This is a genomic window from Aldersonia kunmingensis (genome assembly GCF_001646865.1).
Classification (GTDB): Bacteria; Actinomycetota; Actinomycetes; order Mycobacteriales; family Mycobacteriaceae; genus Aldersonia; species Aldersonia kunmingensis.
In genome coordinates this window covers 1-18,952 of record NZ_LRRB01000119.1, presented here as the reverse complement: position 1 = coordinate 18,952, position 18,952 = coordinate 1, and the positions used below count along the sequence as shown (strand labels likewise).

Below are 18,952 nucleotides of genomic sequence, written 5' to 3'. Positions count from 1 at the left end.
GATATCGGCACCGACGAGGTGCAGCTGATCCCGACGTCGTCGGACATCGATCAGGTATATCGGGCCGCCGCGGTGGTGAAGGAGTTCGGCAGAACTCACGGCAGCCAGCCCACGTGATCGCGAAGTAGCGCATAGCCGACGAACGCCACGATGTCGATCAGCGCGTGGGCGATGATCAGCGGCCACAGTCTGTTTGTGACCTGCCAATACCGGCCGAAAACCAGGCCCATCAGCAGGTTCCCCAGCCCACCGCCTATGCCCTGATACAGGTGATAGCTGCCACGCAGCACCGCTGATGCGGCGAGGCTCGCGTTCTCCGACCAGGTGAGCCGGCGCAGCCGCGTGATCAGATAGCCGACTACGATGATCTCTTCGGCCGCGGCGTTCGCCACCGCGGCCAGGATCAGGACTGGAACGCGCCACCAGTGGTCGTTCAGTGCGCTCGGCTGCACGGTGAGGTTGAGGCCCAGTGCGTGCGCGATCAGATAGAACAGCAGCCCCGGCACACCGATCACGGCGGCGAGGACGAGGCCGGGCACGATGTCGCGCCGGAGCTGACGCCGGGCGAGGCCGATGGCCGCGGGCCCGATTCCGCTGCGCCAGAGCAGGTACAGCCCCAGCGCCGCCCAGCCGGCGAGGCGTGCGATCGACAGCAGTTGGAACAGCAGGTCGATGAGCGAGTACGTCGAACGCGATTGATTGAGCGCGACGGTCTGGTCGGACAGCGCGCCCGTCTGGAGGGCGTCCTCGATGAGCGACAGCATCGAGCCGAGCCCGCTGAGGCCGAAGGTGACGACGAGAACGATGCCGATCTCGATCCACGTCGCCGTGCGTTCGCGCTGGTCGAGTGGTTCGCCGAATTCGGCCCCGCGAATGGAAGAAATGTTGCGTTCAACGGAGTGAACGCTTCCGTTCACTCCGCTCGAAGGGGGTGCGCCGCGCAGGTACACGCGGAACCAGTCGGCAACGCTCACGCCTCGGGCTCCGGGTCGTGGGCCCCGGCGAGTTCGTCGCGCTCGGCCCACTCGAGCAATGGATCGAGCGCGAATACCGCGTCATCGATGCCTGCGTGCAGGTCGCCGAGTTCGGCGAATCGCTTCGGCACGGTCAGGACGGTGCAATCGCGCGGGTTGACGTCGTCTACTTCATCCCAGTGGATCGGCGTCGAGACTGTCGCGTCTGGAACTCCGCGGATGGAGTACGCGCTCGCGATGGTGTGGTCGCGGGCGTTCTGGTTGTAGTCGACGAACACCAGCTTCGGATCCCGGTCCTTGCGCCACCAGGTGGTGGTGACGTCGTCGGGCGCGCGGCGCTCCACCTCGCGCGCGAAAGCCAGTGCCGCCCGGCGCACATCGCTGAAACCGTAGTTCGGTTCGATGCGCACATAGATGTGCATGCCTTTGCCGCCCGAGGTTTTAGGCCAGCCGACCGCGCCGAGTTCATCGAGCACTTCGTGCGCGACATGGGCGACGCGGCGAACCCGGTCGAACGGGCAGTCCGGCATCGGATCGAGGTCGATGCGCCACTCGTCCGGTTTCTCGGTATCGGCACGGCGGGAGTTCCAGGGATGGAACTCGACTGTGGACATTTGGACCGCCCAGATGACACTCGCCAGCTCGGTCACGCACAGTTCGTCGGCGTTGCGGTTGTAGCGGGGGAAATGCACGCGGACGGTCTCGACCCACGGCGGTGCGCCATTTGGCAGCCGTTTCTGGTGCACCTTCTCGCCGGCCAGGCCTTCGGGAAAGCGGTGCAGCATGCACGGTCGTTCCCGCAGCGCGCGAACGATGCCGTCGCCCACGCTCAGGTAGTACTGGACGAGATCGAGCTTGGTCAGCCCGGATGCAGGGAAGTAGACGCGGTCTGGGTTGGAGATTCGCACGGTGCGGTCTCCGACGTCGAGCTCGACCGACGGGGGCTTCCCGCGCGTGGCAGCCATGCGCTCAAACTAGCGCGCCTATCCGACTTCGGCGGGGCGCACTGGTTTTCGGATGAGCAGGGCCGAGCACCGCCCGTTCAGGGCCGAGCACCGCCCGTTCAGGGCCGAGCACGCAGTCCGTTGAGGAACGGGCAGCCCATCAGGATGCGGATCGCCTTGGTGAGTTCGGTGAAATCGGTGACGGGATCGCTGAACGGCAGCCGCACGTCTCGATCGCCGTCGACGGTCTCCACTCGCAGCGTGAGTCCGAATCGGTCGAGAGCGAGCGGGCGGACGCGGCCACGGCGCATGCCGCTGGGCAACCGCTGCGAGAGCCGCTCGATGACATCGGGGTGGTCTGCGTCGAGGTGCTGCAGCCAGGGCTTTTCCATCTCGGCGAACGGGTCCGGGGTAATGCCGCGCAGTACGTCGGGTTGCACCGACTCGGCACCCGAGGCGTCGGCGACCACGGCCGAGGCGACGACCAGGCGCAGCAGGGTGGCGCCGTGACCGACATCGAGCAGCGAGGGATGGGGATGCTCCGCGGCGACCTCGGCGGCCAGCGCGCGCTCGGCCTGGCTGTTCACCGCAGTCACCGTGCCGCGCAACCACACCAGCGACCGGACCGGCTCGCGCAGCGCGAGCGGCGCCTCGTCGGTCAGTTCGAGCACCGCCGGGAGTCCGGTGCGACCCGCCTGCCACGCCATCGCGGTCGCGGGCGAGTCGGTGGGGATCGCGATGATCGTGTCACCGCAGGAACGCAGGCGATGCAGTGCGGTGGGCACCGGATCGCTCCCCGGAATCGCGAGCACCGAGCTGTCCGCGCGTGCACATGCGCTGTGGATGCGTTCTGCTGCGGTGGGGCCTGCGATTGCGATCGAGCGTGTCATCGGGTCTCCCTTGGCACCGGGTGGTTAGGTAAGCCTTTGTTTAGGTAAACCTAAGCTAAGACATGGATACGTGTCGTGGCAAGAGTTCCGGACGGCAGAGTCTGATCGAATACCGTTGACGGGTGCCGATCCCGCTTACTCTCGGTGTCCCGCAACGCCCCGACGCCCGCCCGCTCACCGCGCAGTTGCTGCTCCCGCTTGTTTCCTCCGTCGATCTCGAATCCGTCCCTCCGCACCTGCTCGGAACGCCCGTCGTCCCGCTCGCACAGCTCGGTGCCGGTGCGGCGGGTGCCGTGATCGGGGCATTCGATCTGACCGGCTACGACCACGACACCGAGCTGGATCTGCCGTCGGGCATCGAGCTGCATCTCGACTGCCCGCCGGATCTGCTCACCGATGTGCTGACGCTTCCCGTGCGAGCCACGATCTTCGTCGCCGGGCGGGTCGACGCCGAGGTTGTCCGAACGATCACCTCGACCGGTCGCCGGCCCGGGCTCGATCTGTCCGTATCCCCTGAACAGGTCGCGGATTTCCTCTCGGTACTCGCCCATGTCGACACGGGTTTCGTGGCGCGCGCGGCGACTGGGGAACAAGCACTCGCCGGGATCGCCGCGACGGTCGCAGCGCTGCGCGGTGACGACGTGCGCACCGCGTTTGCGAAGCCGAATATCGAGATGCTGAACCGGCTCAACCCCGAGGCGGCGGCCGCGGTGCGCGAAGTCCTGATCGGGATCGAGGTAACGGATCCGGTAGGGGTCGCACGCGAACTCGCGGTGCTGTCCTGACCGTTGAGTAATCTCGAAGAGTGCCGCGTATCGCCTACTTCGGTCCTTCGGGGACCTTCACCGAAATGGCTCTCGCCGCGCTCGAATCGGCAGGCGCCTTCGTCGGGCCGGTCGAGCGAGTAGTCGCGGGAAGCCAGCCCGCTGCGCTGGAGATGGTGCGCGCAGGCGCGGTCGATGGTGCCGTGGTGCCCATCGAAAGTTCCGTCGCGGGGTCGATCCCGGCGACGCTTGATTCACTGGCATCCGGACCGCGGTTGCAGATCGTCGCTGAGACCGAACTCGACGTGACCTTCACGATCGTCGCGCGCCCCGGTACGACGATGGCCGATGTGCGCTCCCTCGCGGCCTATCCCGTCGCGGCCGACCAGGTGCGTGGGTGGATCGCCGACAAACTGCCCGCCGCACAGATGGTCATTTCGGCCTCCAACGCGGCCGCTGCCGAAGATGTGGCGGCCGGACATGCCGACGCGGGGGTCTCCACAACGCTGGCCGGAGAGCGACTCGGCCTGATCGCGCTGGCGAACGGTGTGGCCGATCACGCCGACGCGATCACCCGGTTCGTGCTGTGCACCCGGCCCGTTCCCGCACCCACGCGCACCGGCGCCGACCGCACCTCGGTCGTGCTCGAGCTGCCCAACGTGCCGGGCTCGCTGGCCCGCGCGTTCGAGGAGTTCGCAACGCGTGGGATCGATCTCACGCGGATTGAGTCGCGGCCGACGCGCACCGGGATGGGTGCCTACCGGTTCTATCTCGACTGTGTCGGGCATATAGACGACACCGCGGTCGCGGAGGCGCTCAAGGCGCTGCACCGTTTCGGCGCCGAGGTCCGGTTCCTGGGTTCGTGGCCCGCGCACACCCCGTCGGGTTCGCCGCCGCCTTCGGACGACGAGGCGCAGGAGTGGATGTCCGCGCTGCGCAAGGGGACGGCGGAAGCGTGAGCGGCAAACTGATCCTGATGCGGCACGGGGAGACGGAGGCGAATGTCGCGCGCCGTCTGGACACCCGGCTGCCTGGTGCAGCGCTGACGCCGAGGGGAGCCGAGCAGGCCCGTATCGCCGGCACGCTGCTCGCGCCGACACCGCCACTGGCGGTAGCCAGTTCGCAGGCGCTCCGAGCGCGGCAGACCGCCGGGCAGATAGAGATCGTGACCGGCGTGTCGATGCAAGTGGTGGATGGGCTGCACGAGGTGCAGGTCGGCGATCTCGAGGATCGTGACGACGACGAGTCGCACGAACTCTTCAAGGACGTCTACCGACGGTGGCATATCGGCGATCTCGACGCGCACACCCCGGGCGGGGAGACCGGCTACGAAGTGCTCGACCGATACCTGCCGATCTTGAACGACCTACGCGGGAAGTTCCTCGACGGCACACACGGTGACGGCGGGAGCCGCGACCTGGTCGTGGTCAGTCACGGCGCGGTAATCCGGCTCGCCGCCGCGAACCTACTCAATCTGCCCACAGGTTTCGCGGCCAAGAACCATCTCGACAACACCGAGCGGATCGAGTTGGTGGCGGTCGACGGTGGCGGCTGGGCATGCGCGCGCTGGGGGCGGTTCGAGCCGCCGTTCGAGGACGCGGACGTGAGCCCGCTCCCCGACGACCCTATGGGCTGATCGGGCTACCCGCTGCGCGGCCCGATCAGGCGCGGCGATACGGGAACGGCGAATCCTGCGGCAGCGCATCGATCAAGGTGTGCAGTGCCTGCCTGATGCGCGCATCGCTGCCCGGGGACAGCGCGGTCCATTTCGTACCGTCGAGTGCCTCGCTCGCGGTGGCGAGGAACCGGCCGTGGTGCGTATCGAAAACCGCGAGGTGGCCGGGTGCCTGCTCCCGCACGCCGTCGCCGTAGACCACTCCGACGATCTCGGCGTGGGCTAGGCAGTGCAGCATCGCGTGCCCGATCGCGGTCGCATCCGCCGGCGCTGCGCCGAGCAACTGCAGGCGACCACTTGTGCGGTCGGGGTCGCCGATGTCGTCGAAGACCGGGCTCAACTGCTCGGTGGGAGCGTTCAGGCCACCGAAGGAGAGTGTCTGCGCAGCGCCGAGCGCGGCAAGGACCGGCCCCACGAGGTCGCCGGTAAGTTCGCTGATCACATAGCTTTCCGGCCCACGCAGGGCGAGGACACACATGTCCTCGCCCTGGGCAACACAGAGTCGGGAGACTTGCTCGCCGGTGAACAACCGCAGGGCGAGCACCCAGTGCGGCCGCCCGAGCACGCGCAGTCGGTCCTCGAGGTCCCGCGAGACAGCGTCGCCATCGAGCAGGCCGCGCGCATCCAGTGACTCGCGGGCGGCGCGCATCGCGAGGTCGTGATCGTCGCGATTGTCGTAGCGCCCGAGCGCATCCAGCACCACCGGAAGATCGACGTCCTCCAATGACTCGAGCAGCCACTGCATTTCGTCGAGGCCGAGTGTGACCGCCTCTAGCGACGACGGTGCGTGGCAGGTGCCGAGGTCGATCACTGCGTAGGATCCGCACCGAGCACTGACGGAACGACCATCCGGCCATCCTCGAAATGCTCTACGTTGCGCAGGTATTCGGGGGAGTCGTGCTCGGTCTCATCGTCGCTCGCCGCCCGCGGCCCTGCCAGGTGGCCCATGCCGGCGGTGCGTGTCGCGGCCGGATCGACCCGACCGCCAGTGAAGTTCTGCTGTCCCGCTTCGACATTGGGCCCGGTGAGGCCGGTGGTTCCCACACTCGCGGAGGTGCCGCCGAGCGCGCCGCCCGCCCAGCCCTCCGGCAGGGCGACCCCAGTCATCCGGGCACCGGCCAATTCACCGACACCCGCCGCGCGGGTTGCGACGGCACCGCTGCTCGCGGCGCCACCGATCCCGCCGAATCCGCCCAGCGAGCCCATCGGCGCCACCGAACCGCCGAGCATCGCGTGCGCGTTGCCTGTCACCGCGGATACCGCTGCGCCACCGATATTTCCGCCGACCGAGGCTGCGGTACTGGCGATATTGCCGGCCTGGGCCGCGATCGTCTGGACGCCCGGATTCTGTAGGAGGCCGGTGACGGCCATCGATGCGGCCCGGACCGGATCGCCTCCCAATAGGACCTGCAGCGCGTCGGCGTCGCCACCGGACTGTGCTTCGGCACCATCGACGCCAGCCGCGATGGAAGGTGCGGGCGCGAAGACGCTCGGGGTGAGCACGGTTGTGGTGGTCGCGGCCTCGTAGGCCTCCATCACGATTGCCGCGCGGATATCCATTGCGCGGTCGGCTACTTCGGCGGCCTCGGCGGTGCCGTTGAGCACGCCACCGGTCGTGTAGGCCGCGGTTTTTGCCGTCTTCACCGCGATGATCTCGGGGAGGCTCGGCATCGCGACCGATGCCACGGTGTACGCGGTGGCGTTGGCGCCGGTCTTGGCCGCCATTATCGCGGCGTTTTCGGCGCCCCGTTCGGCCCAGACTCCGAACCCGACGAGCTTGGCGGCTGCGACAACGCCGTTGAGGCCCTGCATCCCCACGCCCAGTTCGGCGACCACTCGGGCCACCGTGAACGTGGCATCCGCGTATGCGCCGGCGATCGCGGTCCAGGCGGCGCTGGCACCCGAGATCGGGATCGCGTGCGCGCCCGCGCTTAGCGTGGTCGAGTTGGCCGTTGCCATCCTGGGCAGCCAGAAAACGCCCGTTACACCCAGAGTCATGAGTTGTCCCCCGTGCTAGTTCGTGCGGTGATTGCCAGTGCCCGGTAGCTCAGACCGAAATCGTGCCGATGGATGCCGCGTTGGCGAGATCCTGGCCGACGTACTGTGCGGCGTGGTTGCGCAGGGTCATCGCTGCGTTGCGCAGTTCGAGGATTCCCTTCGCGAGCGATTGGTCCTGCATGGCCGCAACCTGGTTGAAATGCGTCGCGGCCAGCACCGAAACCTCTTCTGTGCCAGACGGAACCACGTGCGTCGCCGGGCCACTGACAGCCGCGACTCCGGACAGACGATCGGCGAGCAGGTCGAGTTCCGTTGCTGCGGCGAGCACCATTTCGGAATGGACGACAACAGTCATGCGGCGAACTCCTTCGTAGGCCAGGTCAGTGGCATCCGACCGGTGGAGCCGGGAGCGCGAGTGCTCTCAGATTCCCCTCGACAATGTTCGACGCGAGCGGATTTCCGTCGGTTCCCAAAGGTGCAGAAAAACTTTCGCGCTTCCGGCCATCAGCCACGCCGGCGGGCCGGCATCAACCACGCCGGCGGGCCGGCCATTAACCCCAGCCGAGCTCGTGCAGCCGTTCCTCTTCGATCCCGAAGTAGTGCGCGATTTCGTGAATCACGGTGATCGCCACCTCGTCCACCACGTGTTCCTCGTCGTCGCAGATCGCCAGGATCGCGTCGCGGTAGATCGTGATGGTGTCCGGCAGGGAACCGCCGTACTGGCTGTCCCGCTCGGTGAGCGCAATGCCCTGGTAGAGCCCGAGCAGGCCGGGGTCCTCGGGATCGCGATCCTCTACCAGCACCACGACGTTGTCGATCGCGCGTGTGAGTTTTTCCGGGATGAGATCGAGTGCCTCGCCGACCAGTTCCTCGAATCGATCGGCGCTCATCGTGACCGGCACGATGTCAGCCCGGCGGCAGCGGCGCGGGCGCGGCGCCCGGCAGCGGGGTCGGCACCGAGCGGCCGTCGGGCACTGCGGGCGGCGGCACCGGCGGCTGACCGTCGATCAGGATGTCGCCCTTCGCCGAATTCTGTACCGGCGCAAAGCCGACGTCCGCGCCCTTGCCGACCGAGCAGTTCACCTTGCGGCTGCCGGCGAGCCAGCTGGTGGCGTCGAACTGACCCCAGAACAGGGTCAGGGTCTTATTGCGCAGCGCGTCCGGTGAACCGAGGTAGTCGCTCGACGCCTTGGTGCAGGCGGGCTCGATGAACCTGTCCTGCTCCTCCACCGACGGAGGGCCCGCGGGGAACTGCGTCGCGAGGTCGATGACCGCGACCGTCTCGAACGCATGCGGTTGCGCGCAGTCCACCGGGTCGGCGGGCAGGTTCTGATTGATACCGACGCATACGCCGGGATCGAGCACATCCGACTGATCCTGCTCGGCGACGGGACCGATGATCGGGCGCAATGAGCCGGAGTTGCCGGAGTACTGCAGTCCGCAGCGCAGGGTGCGCTCGTTCGATGCCCAGCCCGCGTCGCCGGGATTGATCAGCCCGACGCTGAACTTGCCGTTCGGGTCGAACTGCGCGCCGAGGTACTGCTGCACCGCGGGGACACACAGCTGATCCTTCAACTCGGCGAACCGCAGGACCCCGGGGAACTTTGAATCCGGGCCGAACTCCGCGCCCGGGTACTGGCTCAGATCGATCTCGGCGGCGACCTCGAACAGGTGCTCGGATCCGCAGTCGACCTTGTCGAGGTCGCTGGCATCAGACTTCGACCAGGTCAGGCAATCGCCCTGCCGTGCCGTGCCGAATGCCTCACCGGCGGCCGCGCCGGAGGTCACGGGATGCCCGGGCGGCCGGGTCTGCAGGTTGGACTCATTGCTGAATCCGCCGGTCAGGAAGATCGTCACCACCGCGGCCGCGACGGCCCCAACGGCGATAACCCCGAGCGCGCGCCGGGTCGTGGAAGCGGAAAAGTGCAGCCCGGACCCTCCACCGCTCGGTTCGTCAGGGGTTCGGTCGGCATCGGCCGAGCCATGTCCGGAGCCTTGGATCGACGAAGCGAGGCGCGCGATATTGGCACGCGCCTGGGCGAGCGGATTGCGTTTGCGTGGCATCTGTTCCTCCGGCATCGCGCTCCATAATGCCCAATCTTTGCCGGACAGGAAGGAGGTGACCGGGAACGACGTTCCGACAGGCTGAGTCAGGCGGTCGGCTCACCAAGTAGGGTTGCCAAGCGTGATCGACCTCAAGTTCCTGCGTGAACAGCCCGACGTAGTGCGCGCATCGCAGTCCGCGCGGGGTGAGAACCCCGCTCTGGTGGATGTGCTGCTGGAGGCCGACGCGTCCCGCCGCGCGGCCATCGCCACCGCTGACAAGCTGCGCGCCGATCACAAAGCGCTCGGCAAACTGGTCGGTAAGGCCACGCCGGAGGACCGGCCCGCCCTGCTGGCTCAGGGCCAGGAACTCTCCGCCAAGGTCAAGGAGGCCGAGGCCGAGCAGCACCAGGCGGACGCTGCCCTCGATGCCGCGCACCGCGCCATCTCCAATGTCATCCAGTCCGAGGTGCCGCCCGGCGGCGAGGAGGACTTCCGCCTCATCGATACGGTCGGCGAGCCGCGCGCCTTTGATTTCGAACCGAAGGACCACCTCGCGCTCGGCGAGTCGCTCAACCTGATCGACATGGAACGCGGCGCAAAGGTCTCCGGCTCCCGATTCTTCTTCCTGACCGGCTACGGCGCGCTGCTGCAGCTGGGGATGTTGCAGCTCGCAGCGCAGAAGGCCGTTGCAAACGGCTTCACGATGATGATTCCGCCGGTCCTGGTCCGGCCGGAAATCATGGGTGGCACCGGCTTCCTCGGCGCGCATGCCGAGGAGGTCTACAAGCTGGCCGACGAGGATCTCTATCTCGTCGGCACCTCGGAGGTCCCGCTCGCCGGCTACCACTCCGGCGAGATCCTGGACCTGAGCGCGGGACCGAAGCGGTACGTGGGATGGTCGTCGTGCTTCCGTCGCGAAGCGGGTAGCTACGGCAAGGACACGCGCGGCATCATTCGGGTGCATCAGTTCGACAAGGTCGAGATGTTCAGCTACTGCCGCCCCGAGGATGCCGATGCCGAGCATCAGCGCCTGCTCGCCTGGGAGCGAGAGATGCTCGCCGCGGTCGAGCTGCCCTACCGGGTGATCGATATCGCGGCCGGCGACCTGGGGTCGTCCGCGGCGCGGAAGTTCGACTGCGAGGCGTGGGTGCCGACGCAGGGCCGGTACCGCGAGCTGACCTCTACGTCGAACTGCACCACCTTCCAGGCGCGCCGTCTCGCGACTCGTTATCGCGACGAGAACGGCAAGCCGCAGACGGCGGCAACGCTTAACGGCACGCTGGCAACCACGCGCTGGCTGGTGGCGATCCTCGAGAACCATCAGCAGGCCGACGGTTCGGTGCGGGTGCCCGCGGCGCTGGTGCCGTTCGTCGGTACCGAGGTGCTGCGCCCGAACTAGAGCTAATTCGCTTGACGCGGGTCCGTTACCGGTCGCACAGTTGTAGCCATGTTTGCTCGCGCTCCGAGTTGACCAGGCACAAGTAGATCCGTCGCATTCCGCGCCGTCGCCTTCCGAGGCGTCGGTGAATTCATTCCGTTCTACGCGCTGTACGCGCTGCTGTTCGCCGACCATGGCCTGAGCACGGCGCAGATCTCGGCGCTGCTGGCGATCTGGTCGATCACCGCATTCCTGCTCGAGGTCCCCTCCGGCGCCTGGGCCGATGTTGTTTCGCGGCGTTTGCTACTCATGCTCGGCGGTGCCCTCACGGCATCGTGCTTCGTGATCTGGACCGTGCTACCCGGCTTCTCCGGTTTCGCATTGGGATTCCTGCTGTGGGGCGCGGCCGGCGCGCTGCAGTCCGGCACCTTCGAGGCGCTGCTTTACGACGAACTCGACGTCCGCGGGGACGCAGGCGGCTACCCGCGGGTGCTCGGTTTCGCCACCGCCGCCGCGGAATTGGCTGCGCTGCTGGGGATTCTGGCTGCCGCGCCGCTGTTCGAGTGGGGTGGCTACACGCTGGTCGGCTGGACCAGCGTGGCTGCCGCGCTCGTGCAAACCGCACTCGCCGCGTCATTGCCGTCCGCGCCGCGAGTCGTCGCGGTGGCGCCCGACGGCGATGCCCTGGTTGATGACGACGCCCCAGCGACGCGCGCCGGACCGATCGCGAGCTACCTCGGCATGCTGCGCTCGGGAATCGGTGAGGCGGTGCGCTACGGTCCGGTCCGCGGCGGTGTGCTGCTCGCCGCGCTGTTGTACGGACTCACCGCGACCGACGAATACTTCGGCCTACTCGCCGAGGACGCCGGCGCATCGACCGCGACCGTTCCGCTGCTGGTCGGGCTGACTGTGTGCGGGTCGCTACTGGGCAGCACCCTCGCATCACGCACCTCGGGAATGCGCGGGCGCACGATGGCGATCGCGCTGATCATCGCCGGTATCGCGCTGGGTAGCGGTTCGTTGATCGGCGGTCCGGGCGTGATCGGCCTGATCGGATTCGCGCTCATCGGCATCGGTTACGGCATCGTCATGAACGCGACCGTGGTGACCGAGGCACGCCTGCAGGAGACCATTGCCGGTCCCGCGCGGGCGACGGTGACCTCGGCCGCCGGACTGCTGTCGGAGGTGGTCGCGCTGGCGATCTTCGCTGTCGTCGCGATCGGGTCGGCCGCGCTGCCGATCTCGGCAACCCTTGCTCTGCTCGCGCTGCCGGTCGTGCTGTCGGGCGTCATCGCGCCTCGTTGGCTACCGCGCAAGACCTCCGAACACGGCACTACCCGGGCAGCCGAGGATCGGCTGCCCGGGTAGTGGGGTCGTATCAGGGCTGGATGTAGCGGCGGTTCTCCGCATCCCAGCGGGGTGCGTTGAAGGTCGACCGAGTGAGGCGGTCGAATGCGTACGCCAACCGGCGCATGGAAGCGATCATGAGATTCGTACTCCTGGATCGAGGCGGGTAGAGCGTGCCTCGTTGCACACATCAGTACATATTCAAACGTAGCGAGACTGCTCGGCATCGGCAAAAGATATGGGCGTGGAAGTCCGCACAGCCCGCCGCGAAAAGTGATCGAGATCACGCTGCGCGAACTACCCGAACTCGAGCGGAACGAACGTTAGATTCGGTACCCAATGTGTCGGATCGACCGGAAAGTCGTGATGTGACCAGTCCGCCGAGCGGGAAGATGAGCCGCGGTGAGCGCCGCATGCTGCTGGTGTGGAGCGCTGTCGCGGTCGTCGCGGTGGTAGGTGCCGGGGTGGTGATCGCCATGCGCTTCACTGCCGATTCCGATTCTCAGGCCGATGCGACGCCGACCCCGACGACAACGACGGCGTTCCCGGTCACAGGCGTTCCGCTGACCGCACCCGAGGACACGATCCAGCTCTCGCAGCTACCTTCACCGCCGACTATCGTGCCGCTCAGCAACACTGCCCGCGCGACGACGGCGTCGGAATCGTTGCCGATCATCCCGGGTGTGTCCGAGCCGGTAAACGCGACCGCGGCGAATCCGCTGACCAGCGTTAATGTTTCGCTCGCTAGGCAGGCCTGCAAGCTGCCGCGTTGGGGCGATGACGATGCTGCCGCAACGGTCTTCCTGCAGGGCGCGCTCGGCTGCCTGGATTCGGCATGGCGGCCGGTCCTGGAACGGTTGAAGCTGCCGTTCGCCCCGGCGAACGTCGTGGTCACCGACAAGGTCACCGGCGGCGCGTGCACGGCAGTGCCGGATCAGACCAGCTTCTACTGCGACGGCACGATTTACCTTGTGCCCGCTAGCTACAAGAGCACCACGACGGGCGCTCGCGGGGTGCCCGCCGCCGCGATGGGCATGCTCGCCCACGAGTACGGCCATCACCTGCAGCGGCTCAGCGGCACGCTGCAATCCTCGGTCGAGCAGATGGACGCGGTGGGTCGCGGGACACCGGCCGGCCTCGAACTCTCGCGCCGCGCGGAACTACAGGCGCAGTGCCTGTCCGGCATGTTCTTCGGAGTCACCTTCGATCCGCCGAGCATCGCAATGGCACAGCAGGACAACTTCACTCGCGGCGATCAGCCGGGCGGGGTGCAGTCACACGGCACGCCGCAGAACTGGGGTGAGTGGTTCACCAAAGGGGTGCAACGCAATTCGCTCGATATCTGCAACACCTGGGTGGCGCCGCCGAACACGGTGAGCTGAGCGGGTGCATCGGCGACTCGGCCTGCTGCTCGCTTTCCTCGTCGGAGCGCTCGTGGCCGCCCAGGCCCGGGTGAACGGCGAACTCGGAGATCGCCTCGGCGACGGTGTGCTCGCCGCCCTGATCAGCTTCGGTGTTGGCTTGGTGTTGCTGTGCATCGCACTTGCGGTGAGTGCCGAGCCGCGGTCAAGGTTTCGCGCAGTGCGAGAAGCGGTCCGGGGTGGCAGTCTCCCGCGCTGGCAACTTCTCGGCGGACTGTGCGGGGCCGCGCTGGTCTCCTGTCAGGGGCTGACTGTGGCGACGATCGGCGTGGCCACCTTCACCGTCGCGGTGGTCGGCGGGCAATTGCTCGGCAGCCTGTGGGTGGACCGGACCGGGCTGGCACCGTCAGGCGCGACGCCGGTGACGGCACTGCGCGCGCTCGGCGCGGCGGTTGCGCTGGCCGCGGTCGCCGTTGCCGGGTTCGGGCAGTGGAACGCGGAGGGCGGTTCGCTGTGGCTCGCGGTCCTGCCTGCAATGGCCGGTGGCGGACTGGCTTTCCAGCAGGCAGTGAACGGCCGAGTCGGTGTGTCCGGCGGTCCGATCGTGGCGGCCTGGGTGAACTTCGCGGTCGGCACCAGCGCGTTGGTGCTCGTCGCCGGGGTGGTCGTCGCAGTTCGCGGTTGGCCGGACTCCTGGCCGACCGATGTGTGGCTCTACTTCGGCGGCGCGCTTGGAGTGGTGCTGATTGCGCTCGGCGTTCTCGCGGTGCGATGGATCGGTGTGCTGCTGCTCGGGCTGGCGTCGGTTGGTGGGCAGCTCGCGGGCGCGCTCGTGCTGGACGTGCTGACGCCGACGGGCGCGGGGCTGTCGTTGCCTGCGGTATTGGCGTGCGCGCTCATCGGTGTCGCGGTGGTGCTAGCCACCCGTTGACGCTTCTGGGGCCTGTTGTGCGTTGGGTAAGCTGCGGTGGTTTTTGTGGGGGAATGATCTTGTGTCACGACTTCGGGGGGAGACGCGTGTGACGACGAATTTCGCGGATCAGTTTGGGGCGCTGCTTGCCTCGTCGGCACCGGCCGCGCCGGTTGCGCAGACGTGGCAGGAATTGGTCGATCCGGCCGGCCTCGCCGATGCGCCGCCGGTGGGGGATTTCAAGGCGTACATGACGAGTTACGTCGAGGGTGGCGGGCAGCTCGAGATGGATCCCGATGGGATGCGGGATTGCATCGCGTACTGCGACAACCACATTGAGGAAATCCGTGTGTTGCAACGCAAGGCGTACAACGACCTGTATCCGGAGACGCTGGGGATCGGGGAGCACGGGTTCGAACCGGCTCGGCAGTTACTCGCCAAGTACCAGCCCAAGGCCCGAGGCGGAGGCAGCCTTCCGAAACACAGTTCGGCGGTCGGCTATTTCCAAGGGCTCATCGAGTGGGTCACTGATTTCCGCGATGGATTGCAGACCGCTCTCGACGCCTATCTCGTTGCCGACTTCGGTACCGAGGCCAGCTTCAACTCGATCGGAATCGAATGACCTTCAATTCTCGACGCCAGCGCATCGGAGCAACAGTTGGTGTCTGCGTCGCAATTGCGGCGGCAATCTCGAGCTGCGGGACAGGTGAGGCAGACACACCGTCTGAGGCAACGCCGACTACAGTCGCGGTGAGGCTCGACCCATGCCAGCCCTTCGCGGCCGTCATGGACGCTGCTGGCCACCACAAGGCCAGCCGGGATCGAGATCGTACCTACCCCTGGCCCGAAATGACCTGCGGCTTCAGCCACCGGAATCCCGGTTACTCGGCAGGAATCTCGGTAATGGGTAAGCCCTACGACGCAGTGATCGCCGACGACCGACTGGTCGAGCGCGAGCATCTAACGGTCGCGGGCCGGGACGTCTCCATCTCGGACGCCTCCGAGGCCACCAACATGTGTTTCGTCAGCGTCGACATCGACCCGGGCACCTTGCAGATTCGGGTCCCGTTCATCCCGCCGGAACTCGGTCCGCTCAAGGACGACCTGACCAATATGGATCAGGCGTGTGGAGAGGCCGAAAAGATCCTCGACATCATCACCCCGGTCCTCCCGGACCGCCTCGACTGATCAGAGGTTCCACAGGGAATGATCTTGTGTCACGACTTCGGGGGGAGACGCGTGTGACGACGAATTTCGCGGATCAGTATGGGGCGCTGCTTGCCTCGTCGGCACCGGCCGCGCCGGTTGCGCAGACGTGGCAGGAATTGGTCGATCCGGCTGGCCTTGCCGACGCGCCGCCGGTGGGGGATTTCAAGGCGTACATGACGAGTTACGTCGAGGGTGGCGGGCAGCTGTCGATGGATCCCGAAGGTATGAAAGGGATTATCGCCGACTGCGACAAGCACATTGACGAACTCGTCCAGCTACAACAGCGAGCGTATGAGGACTTGTACCCGGAGACATTGGGGATCGGTGAGGACGGGTTTCCACCGGCAAAGCAATTGCTCACCAAGTACCAGCACAAGGCGCGCGGTGGCGGCAGTCTTCCCCATCACAGCTCGGCAGTGGGGTACTTCGATGGGCTGATCGCTTGGGTGACTGATTTCCGCGACGGTCTACAAACTGCGCTCGACGCCTACGTCGGTACCGACGGTGGTACCGAGTCGCGCTTCAACTCGATCGGACTCGAATGAACATCAATTCCCAAGTTTGGCGCATCGTCGCGGTCGTCGGCGTGAGTGCCGCGCTGGTGGCATCTATTGCAAGTTGCGGCTCGGGCGACGACGAAACAGCTCTCAACGCGACACCGACCACGGTTGCCGTGAGCCTTGACCCGTGTGCGTCTTTCACCGGCCAAATGACTGCCGCGGGCTATACGGCGCCGGACCGTAGACCCGACCGCACCTCCCCGTGGCCTGAACAGAGCTGTGGGTTCAGCCACCGGGACCCGCGTTACGCCACCGGAATTGCAGTAATGGGAAAGCCCTATGAGGCGGTGATCGGCGAGAAGAGTCTCGTCGAGCGAGAACAGCTTTCGCTGGCCGGACGGGACGCTTCGGTCGGGGATGCCTCCGCGACCACAAATCTGTGCATGGGAAGTATCAATATTTCGCCCGGGACTTTGCAGGTCCGCGTCGGCTATACGCCGCGCAACGAGTACACCCAGCCGGATGCGCTCACCACGATCGACCAAGCCTGCGCCGAGGTTCACAAGATCCTCGACATCATCACCCCGGTCCTCCCGGACCGCCTCGACTGATCAGCGCTTCGGACTGCTGAGCGCGTGACCCTAGGGTCCTGCGCCGCTTCAACTCGATTGGACTCGAATGACTTCTCTTCGCCGCCCTATTCGCAGTGCAGCCGGATTCGGCACATGCGCGACGTTTGTTGTCCTGCTATCCGGCTGCGGGACCGGCGGTGCCGATACATCAACGACAGCAGCGGTCAGTCTGGACCCGTGTGTGCATTTCACTGATGCGATGACTGCCGCCGATTATCCGGGGCCCACGAACCGATACGCAATGAACGTGTCGTGGCCCGAACTCTCCTGCGAGTTTCAACATCGTGAGCCGGGCTATGCAGCAGGAATATCCGTGGTGAGCGCCCAGTATGGCGACGTCCTGGCCCACGGAAAGCTTGTCGAGCGTGAGCATTTGGCCGTCGCCGGAAGGGATGTGTCGGTTGCGAATAGCGCGGCTGCAACGCCGATGTGCGTCGTCACGATCGACGTCGAGCCGGGTGCCTTGCAGATCAATGTGCCCTACCTGCCGCAGCTCGCGGGCACGCACCCCGATGAGGTCACCACGATCGATCAAGCCTGCACCGAAGCCCGCAAGATCCTCGACATCATCACCCCGGTCCTCCCGGACCGACTGGACTGATCAGAGCTTCCGCGTACGGAGCTCGTGTCCCTTCGAGGTGAGGCAGCGCCCGCTGGGCAGGTCCCATTCCCAGCCGTGCAGGTTGCAGGTGAGACGTTCGCCCTCGATCACGCCGAACTTCGTCAGGTCGGCTTTGAGGTGCGGGCAGCGGCGCTGCACTTCCCAGCCGGCGACCTCGATGGAGGCCGTGTCGTCGTGGGCCTCGGCGAACCAGCCGTCGGCGTAGGCGATGCGCTCGTCGGTAAGGCATTTGAAGAAGGTGTAGAGGAACTCGTTGTAGCCGCCGATGCGCCAGGCCTCGAACCGGGTGGACAGGAAGATGCTGTTCACCCAGTCGGGTTCGTTGTCGCGCAGCACGGTTCGCACGAGTTCGGGTGCGATGCGGAAGCCGTAGCGGTACTTCTTGTCGTCGGCGGCCGGCTCGCGCACGGTGCGCGCGGGGAAGTCGAGCACCACGGTCTCGTCGCCCATCTCGAGCGCCACCGGGTATCCGATGCCGTCGCAGATGAGATCGCTCTGCCGCATGAGCGGCTCGAACAGATCGCGCAGCCCGCCGAGCAGCGGTTCACCGGTCGCCGGGGCCCAGCTCGCCTTCTCCGCCTCGAGAACCGGCGCGAGTCGGCGCGCCATGTCCTCGATGTACTCGGCCTTGTTGGCGAAGATCGCCTTGACTTCGGCCTCGGGGATCGGATGCGTGAGCGATAGTTCGCCGCCGCTCAGGTCGGCCACCGAACCGGGGATCATCAGTAGCCCGTTGTCGGCGCCGTGGATCCGCATCTGCTCGAGGAACACGATCTGGTCCGGGAAGATGTTGCCTTCGTCGCCGCGGTCGTCGTTGTGGGCGCGCAGGTCGGCGTCGAGGAACACCGGCGGGCCGGCCGAGGGCACCACCCAGGTGGCGTTCACCTGCTCGATGTAGCTGCGTGCCCGGTCCATGCCGCGCTGCCGCTTCTGCTTGCCGAACACGGTTTTGCTGCGCTCGGGGATGTCGTAGACCATCGGGTACCAGATCGCGCCGGAGAACTGCACGAGGTGGATGTCGAGCTGCCCGAACGCGTCGTGGACGACGTCCATGTCCATCGGCCGCGAGTCGTTCATGTTGAAGCATGTGGTCTCGCCATCCGACACGATCAGGCCGGAGTCGCCGATCGGGCCGTCGGCCGGCGCGCGCAGGGCGACGATCATGACGTCGAGGTCGCCGTGCTTGCCGGAAACGCGGTGCTTGACCGAGTCCTCGGTCTCGAAGAAGTTGTGGAATCCGAGCGCCTCGAGCTCGCGGCGCAGGTCCGGAACCGGGTAGTCGGGGAGCAGGACCGTGGCGTCCTTGTTGACGTACTTCGCCAGCGTGGCCGGGTCGAAGTGGTCCTTGTGCAGGTGGGAGACGTAGAGGTAGTCGCAGTCGCCGAGTGCGTCCCAGTTGAGCCCGGTGTTGTCCGGGAACGGGAACCACGAGCCGAAGTAGGCCGGCGTCACCCAGGGGTCGCACAGAATCGATCCCGCCGAGGTCTGGATATGAAATCCGGCGTGCCCGACGCTGGTGACCTGCATGGTGGTGTTCGGCTCCTTATTCGACTGCCCTGCGAACCAGGCGCCTACTTTACGTTGACCCGCTGAACACCATCGGGCGCGCAACTGGGAACGCCAGATCGGAGTGCTCCAGCATTCGAGCCCGGAACGTGCAACGGATAGGCTCACCGGCGTGGATCCCGTTTACCGGACGATT

General features: G+C 66.6%; 21 protein-coding genes. 12 read left to right on the top strand and 9 right to left on the bottom strand.

What is annotated here, in order from left to right:
* Window positions 1-95: 95 nt before the first annotated feature.
* The 3 genes from A8G08_RS09710 to A8G08_RS09700 all read right to left on the bottom strand — a co-directional run bounded on the left by A8G08_RS09710 (window position 96) and on the right by A8G08_RS09700 (window position 2,808).
* Entirely contained in the window at window positions 96-884 is a 789-nt protein-coding gene (locus A8G08_RS09710) for a CPBP family intramembrane glutamic endopeptidase (RefSeq protein WP_068273233.1), read from the bottom strand.
* 86 nt (window positions 885-970) lie between these two features.
* Complete coding sequence (ligD, locus tag A8G08_RS09705; protein WP_068273228.1) at window positions 971-1,939, bottom strand: non-homologous end-joining DNA ligase; 969 nt, start codon at window positions 1,937-1,939, stop codon at window positions 971-973.
* A gap of 98 nt (window positions 1,940-2,037) precedes the next feature.
* Window positions 2,038-2,808: a DUF2470 domain-containing protein gene (locus tag A8G08_RS09700; RefSeq protein ID WP_068273227.1), complete on the bottom strand. Its 771-nt coding sequence runs from the start codon at window positions 2,806-2,808 to the stop codon at window positions 2,038-2,040.
* Window positions 2,809-2,930: 122 nt separating this feature from the next.
* On the opposite strand from A8G08_RS09700, the gene A8G08_RS09695 reads away from it, so the two are divergent.
* From A8G08_RS09695 to A8G08_RS09685, 3 genes are read left to right on the top strand one after another with little or no spacing between them, the layout of a single operon-like run.
* Window positions 2,931-3,593: a hypothetical protein gene (locus A8G08_RS09695; protein WP_068273225.1), complete on the top strand. Its 663-nt coding sequence runs from the start codon at window positions 2,931-2,933 to the stop codon at window positions 3,591-3,593.
* A 20-nt stretch (window positions 3,594-3,613) separates the two neighbouring features.
* A complete protein-coding gene (pheA, locus tag A8G08_RS09690) occupies window positions 3,614-4,531 on the top strand; it encodes a prephenate dehydratase (RefSeq protein ID WP_068273223.1) in 918 nt (305 codons plus the stop codon).
* Window positions 4,528-5,208: a histidine phosphatase family protein gene (locus A8G08_RS09685; protein WP_068273232.1), complete on the top strand. Its 681-nt coding sequence runs from the start codon at window positions 4,528-4,530 to the stop codon at window positions 5,206-5,208. The genes pheA and A8G08_RS09685 overlap by 4 nt, the downstream gene beginning before the upstream one ends.
* Before the next feature lie 25 nt (window positions 5,209-5,233).
* On the opposite strand, the gene A8G08_RS09680 is transcribed toward A8G08_RS09685, so the two are convergent.
* The 5 genes from A8G08_RS09680 to A8G08_RS09660 form a co-directional block, all read right to left on the bottom strand.
* Window positions 5,234-6,058, bottom strand: a complete 825-nt coding sequence (locus A8G08_RS09680) for an ESX secretion-associated protein EspG (protein ID WP_068273221.1) — start codon at window positions 6,056-6,058, stop codon at window positions 5,234-5,236.
* Window positions 6,055-7,245 carry a PPE domain-containing protein gene (locus A8G08_RS09675; protein WP_068273219.1) on the bottom strand — a complete coding sequence of 397 codons (1,191 nt, stop codon included), beginning with the start codon at window positions 7,243-7,245 and terminating at the stop codon, window positions 6,055-6,057. The genes A8G08_RS09680 and A8G08_RS09675 overlap by 4 nt, the downstream gene beginning before the upstream one ends.
* 49 nt (window positions 7,246-7,294) lie before the next feature.
* Window positions 7,295-7,600: a PE family protein gene (locus A8G08_RS09670; RefSeq protein WP_068273217.1), complete on the bottom strand. Its 306-nt coding sequence runs from the start codon at window positions 7,598-7,600 to the stop codon at window positions 7,295-7,297.
* A gap of 196 nt (window positions 7,601-7,796) precedes the next feature.
* Window positions 7,797-8,135, bottom strand: a complete 339-nt coding sequence (locus A8G08_RS09665) for a metallopeptidase family protein (RefSeq protein ID WP_425394546.1) — start codon at window positions 8,133-8,135, stop codon at window positions 7,797-7,799.
* Between the two features lie 16 nt (window positions 8,136-8,151).
* Entirely contained in the window at window positions 8,152-9,324 is a 1,173-nt protein-coding gene (locus A8G08_RS09660; protein ID WP_245672751.1) for a septum formation family protein, read from the bottom strand.
* Between the two features lie 106 nt (window positions 9,325-9,430).
* Here A8G08_RS09660 and serS point away from each other — a divergent pair, with 106 nt between their 5' ends.
* The 9 genes from serS to A8G08_RS28440 all read left to right on the top strand — a co-directional run bounded on the left by serS (window position 9,431) and on the right by A8G08_RS28440 (window position 17,229).
* Complete coding sequence (gene serS / locus A8G08_RS09655; RefSeq protein WP_068273210.1) at window positions 9,431-10,690, top strand: serine--tRNA ligase; 1,260 nt, start codon at window positions 9,431-9,433, stop codon at window positions 10,688-10,690.
* A 132-nt stretch (window positions 10,691-10,822) separates the two neighbouring features.
* On the top strand, window positions 10,823-12,037 hold the full coding sequence (locus A8G08_RS09650; RefSeq protein ID WP_068273209.1) for an MFS transporter: 1,215 nt from the start codon (window positions 10,823-10,825) through the stop codon (window positions 12,035-12,037).
* Window positions 12,038-12,384: 347 nt separating this feature from the next.
* Window positions 12,385-13,398 (top strand): neutral zinc metallopeptidase, encoded by a 1,014-nt coding sequence (locus tag A8G08_RS09645; protein ID WP_068273207.1) that lies wholly within the window; start codon window positions 12,385-12,387, stop codon window positions 13,396-13,398.
* Window positions 13,399-13,402: 4 nt separating this feature from the next.
* Window positions 13,403-14,308 (top strand): DMT family transporter, encoded by a 906-nt coding sequence (locus tag A8G08_RS09640; protein ID WP_068273205.1) that lies wholly within the window; start codon window positions 13,403-13,405, stop codon window positions 14,306-14,308.
* 88 nt (window positions 14,309-14,396) lie between these two features.
* A complete protein-coding gene (locus A8G08_RS09635; protein WP_068273203.1) occupies window positions 14,397-14,909 on the top strand; it encodes a hypothetical protein in 513 nt (170 codons plus the stop codon).
* Window positions 14,910-15,190: 281 nt separating this feature from the next.
* Window positions 15,191-15,475 carry a hypothetical protein gene (locus A8G08_RS27770; RefSeq protein ID WP_222844256.1) on the top strand — a complete coding sequence of 95 codons (285 nt, stop codon included), beginning with the start codon at window positions 15,191-15,193 and terminating at the stop codon, window positions 15,473-15,475.
* A gap of 53 nt (window positions 15,476-15,528) precedes the next feature.
* Window positions 15,529-16,041: a hypothetical protein gene (locus A8G08_RS09625; protein WP_068273199.1), complete on the top strand. Its 513-nt coding sequence runs from the start codon at window positions 15,529-15,531 to the stop codon at window positions 16,039-16,041.
* Between the two features lie 281 nt (window positions 16,042-16,322).
* On the top strand, window positions 16,323-16,607 hold the full coding sequence (locus A8G08_RS09620; RefSeq protein ID WP_068273197.1) for a hypothetical protein: 285 nt from the start codon (window positions 16,323-16,325) through the stop codon (window positions 16,605-16,607).
* Between the two features lie 337 nt (window positions 16,608-16,944).
* Window positions 16,945-17,229, top strand: a complete 285-nt coding sequence (locus A8G08_RS28440; RefSeq protein WP_222844255.1) for a hypothetical protein — start codon at window positions 16,945-16,947, stop codon at window positions 17,227-17,229.
* On the opposite strand, the gene A8G08_RS09610 is transcribed toward A8G08_RS28440, so the two are convergent.
* Window positions 17,230-18,777: an MBL fold metallo-hydrolase gene (locus A8G08_RS09610; RefSeq protein WP_068273193.1), complete on the bottom strand. Its 1,548-nt coding sequence runs from the start codon at window positions 18,775-18,777 to the stop codon at window positions 17,230-17,232.
* Window positions 18,778-18,952: the final 175 nt, after the last annotated feature.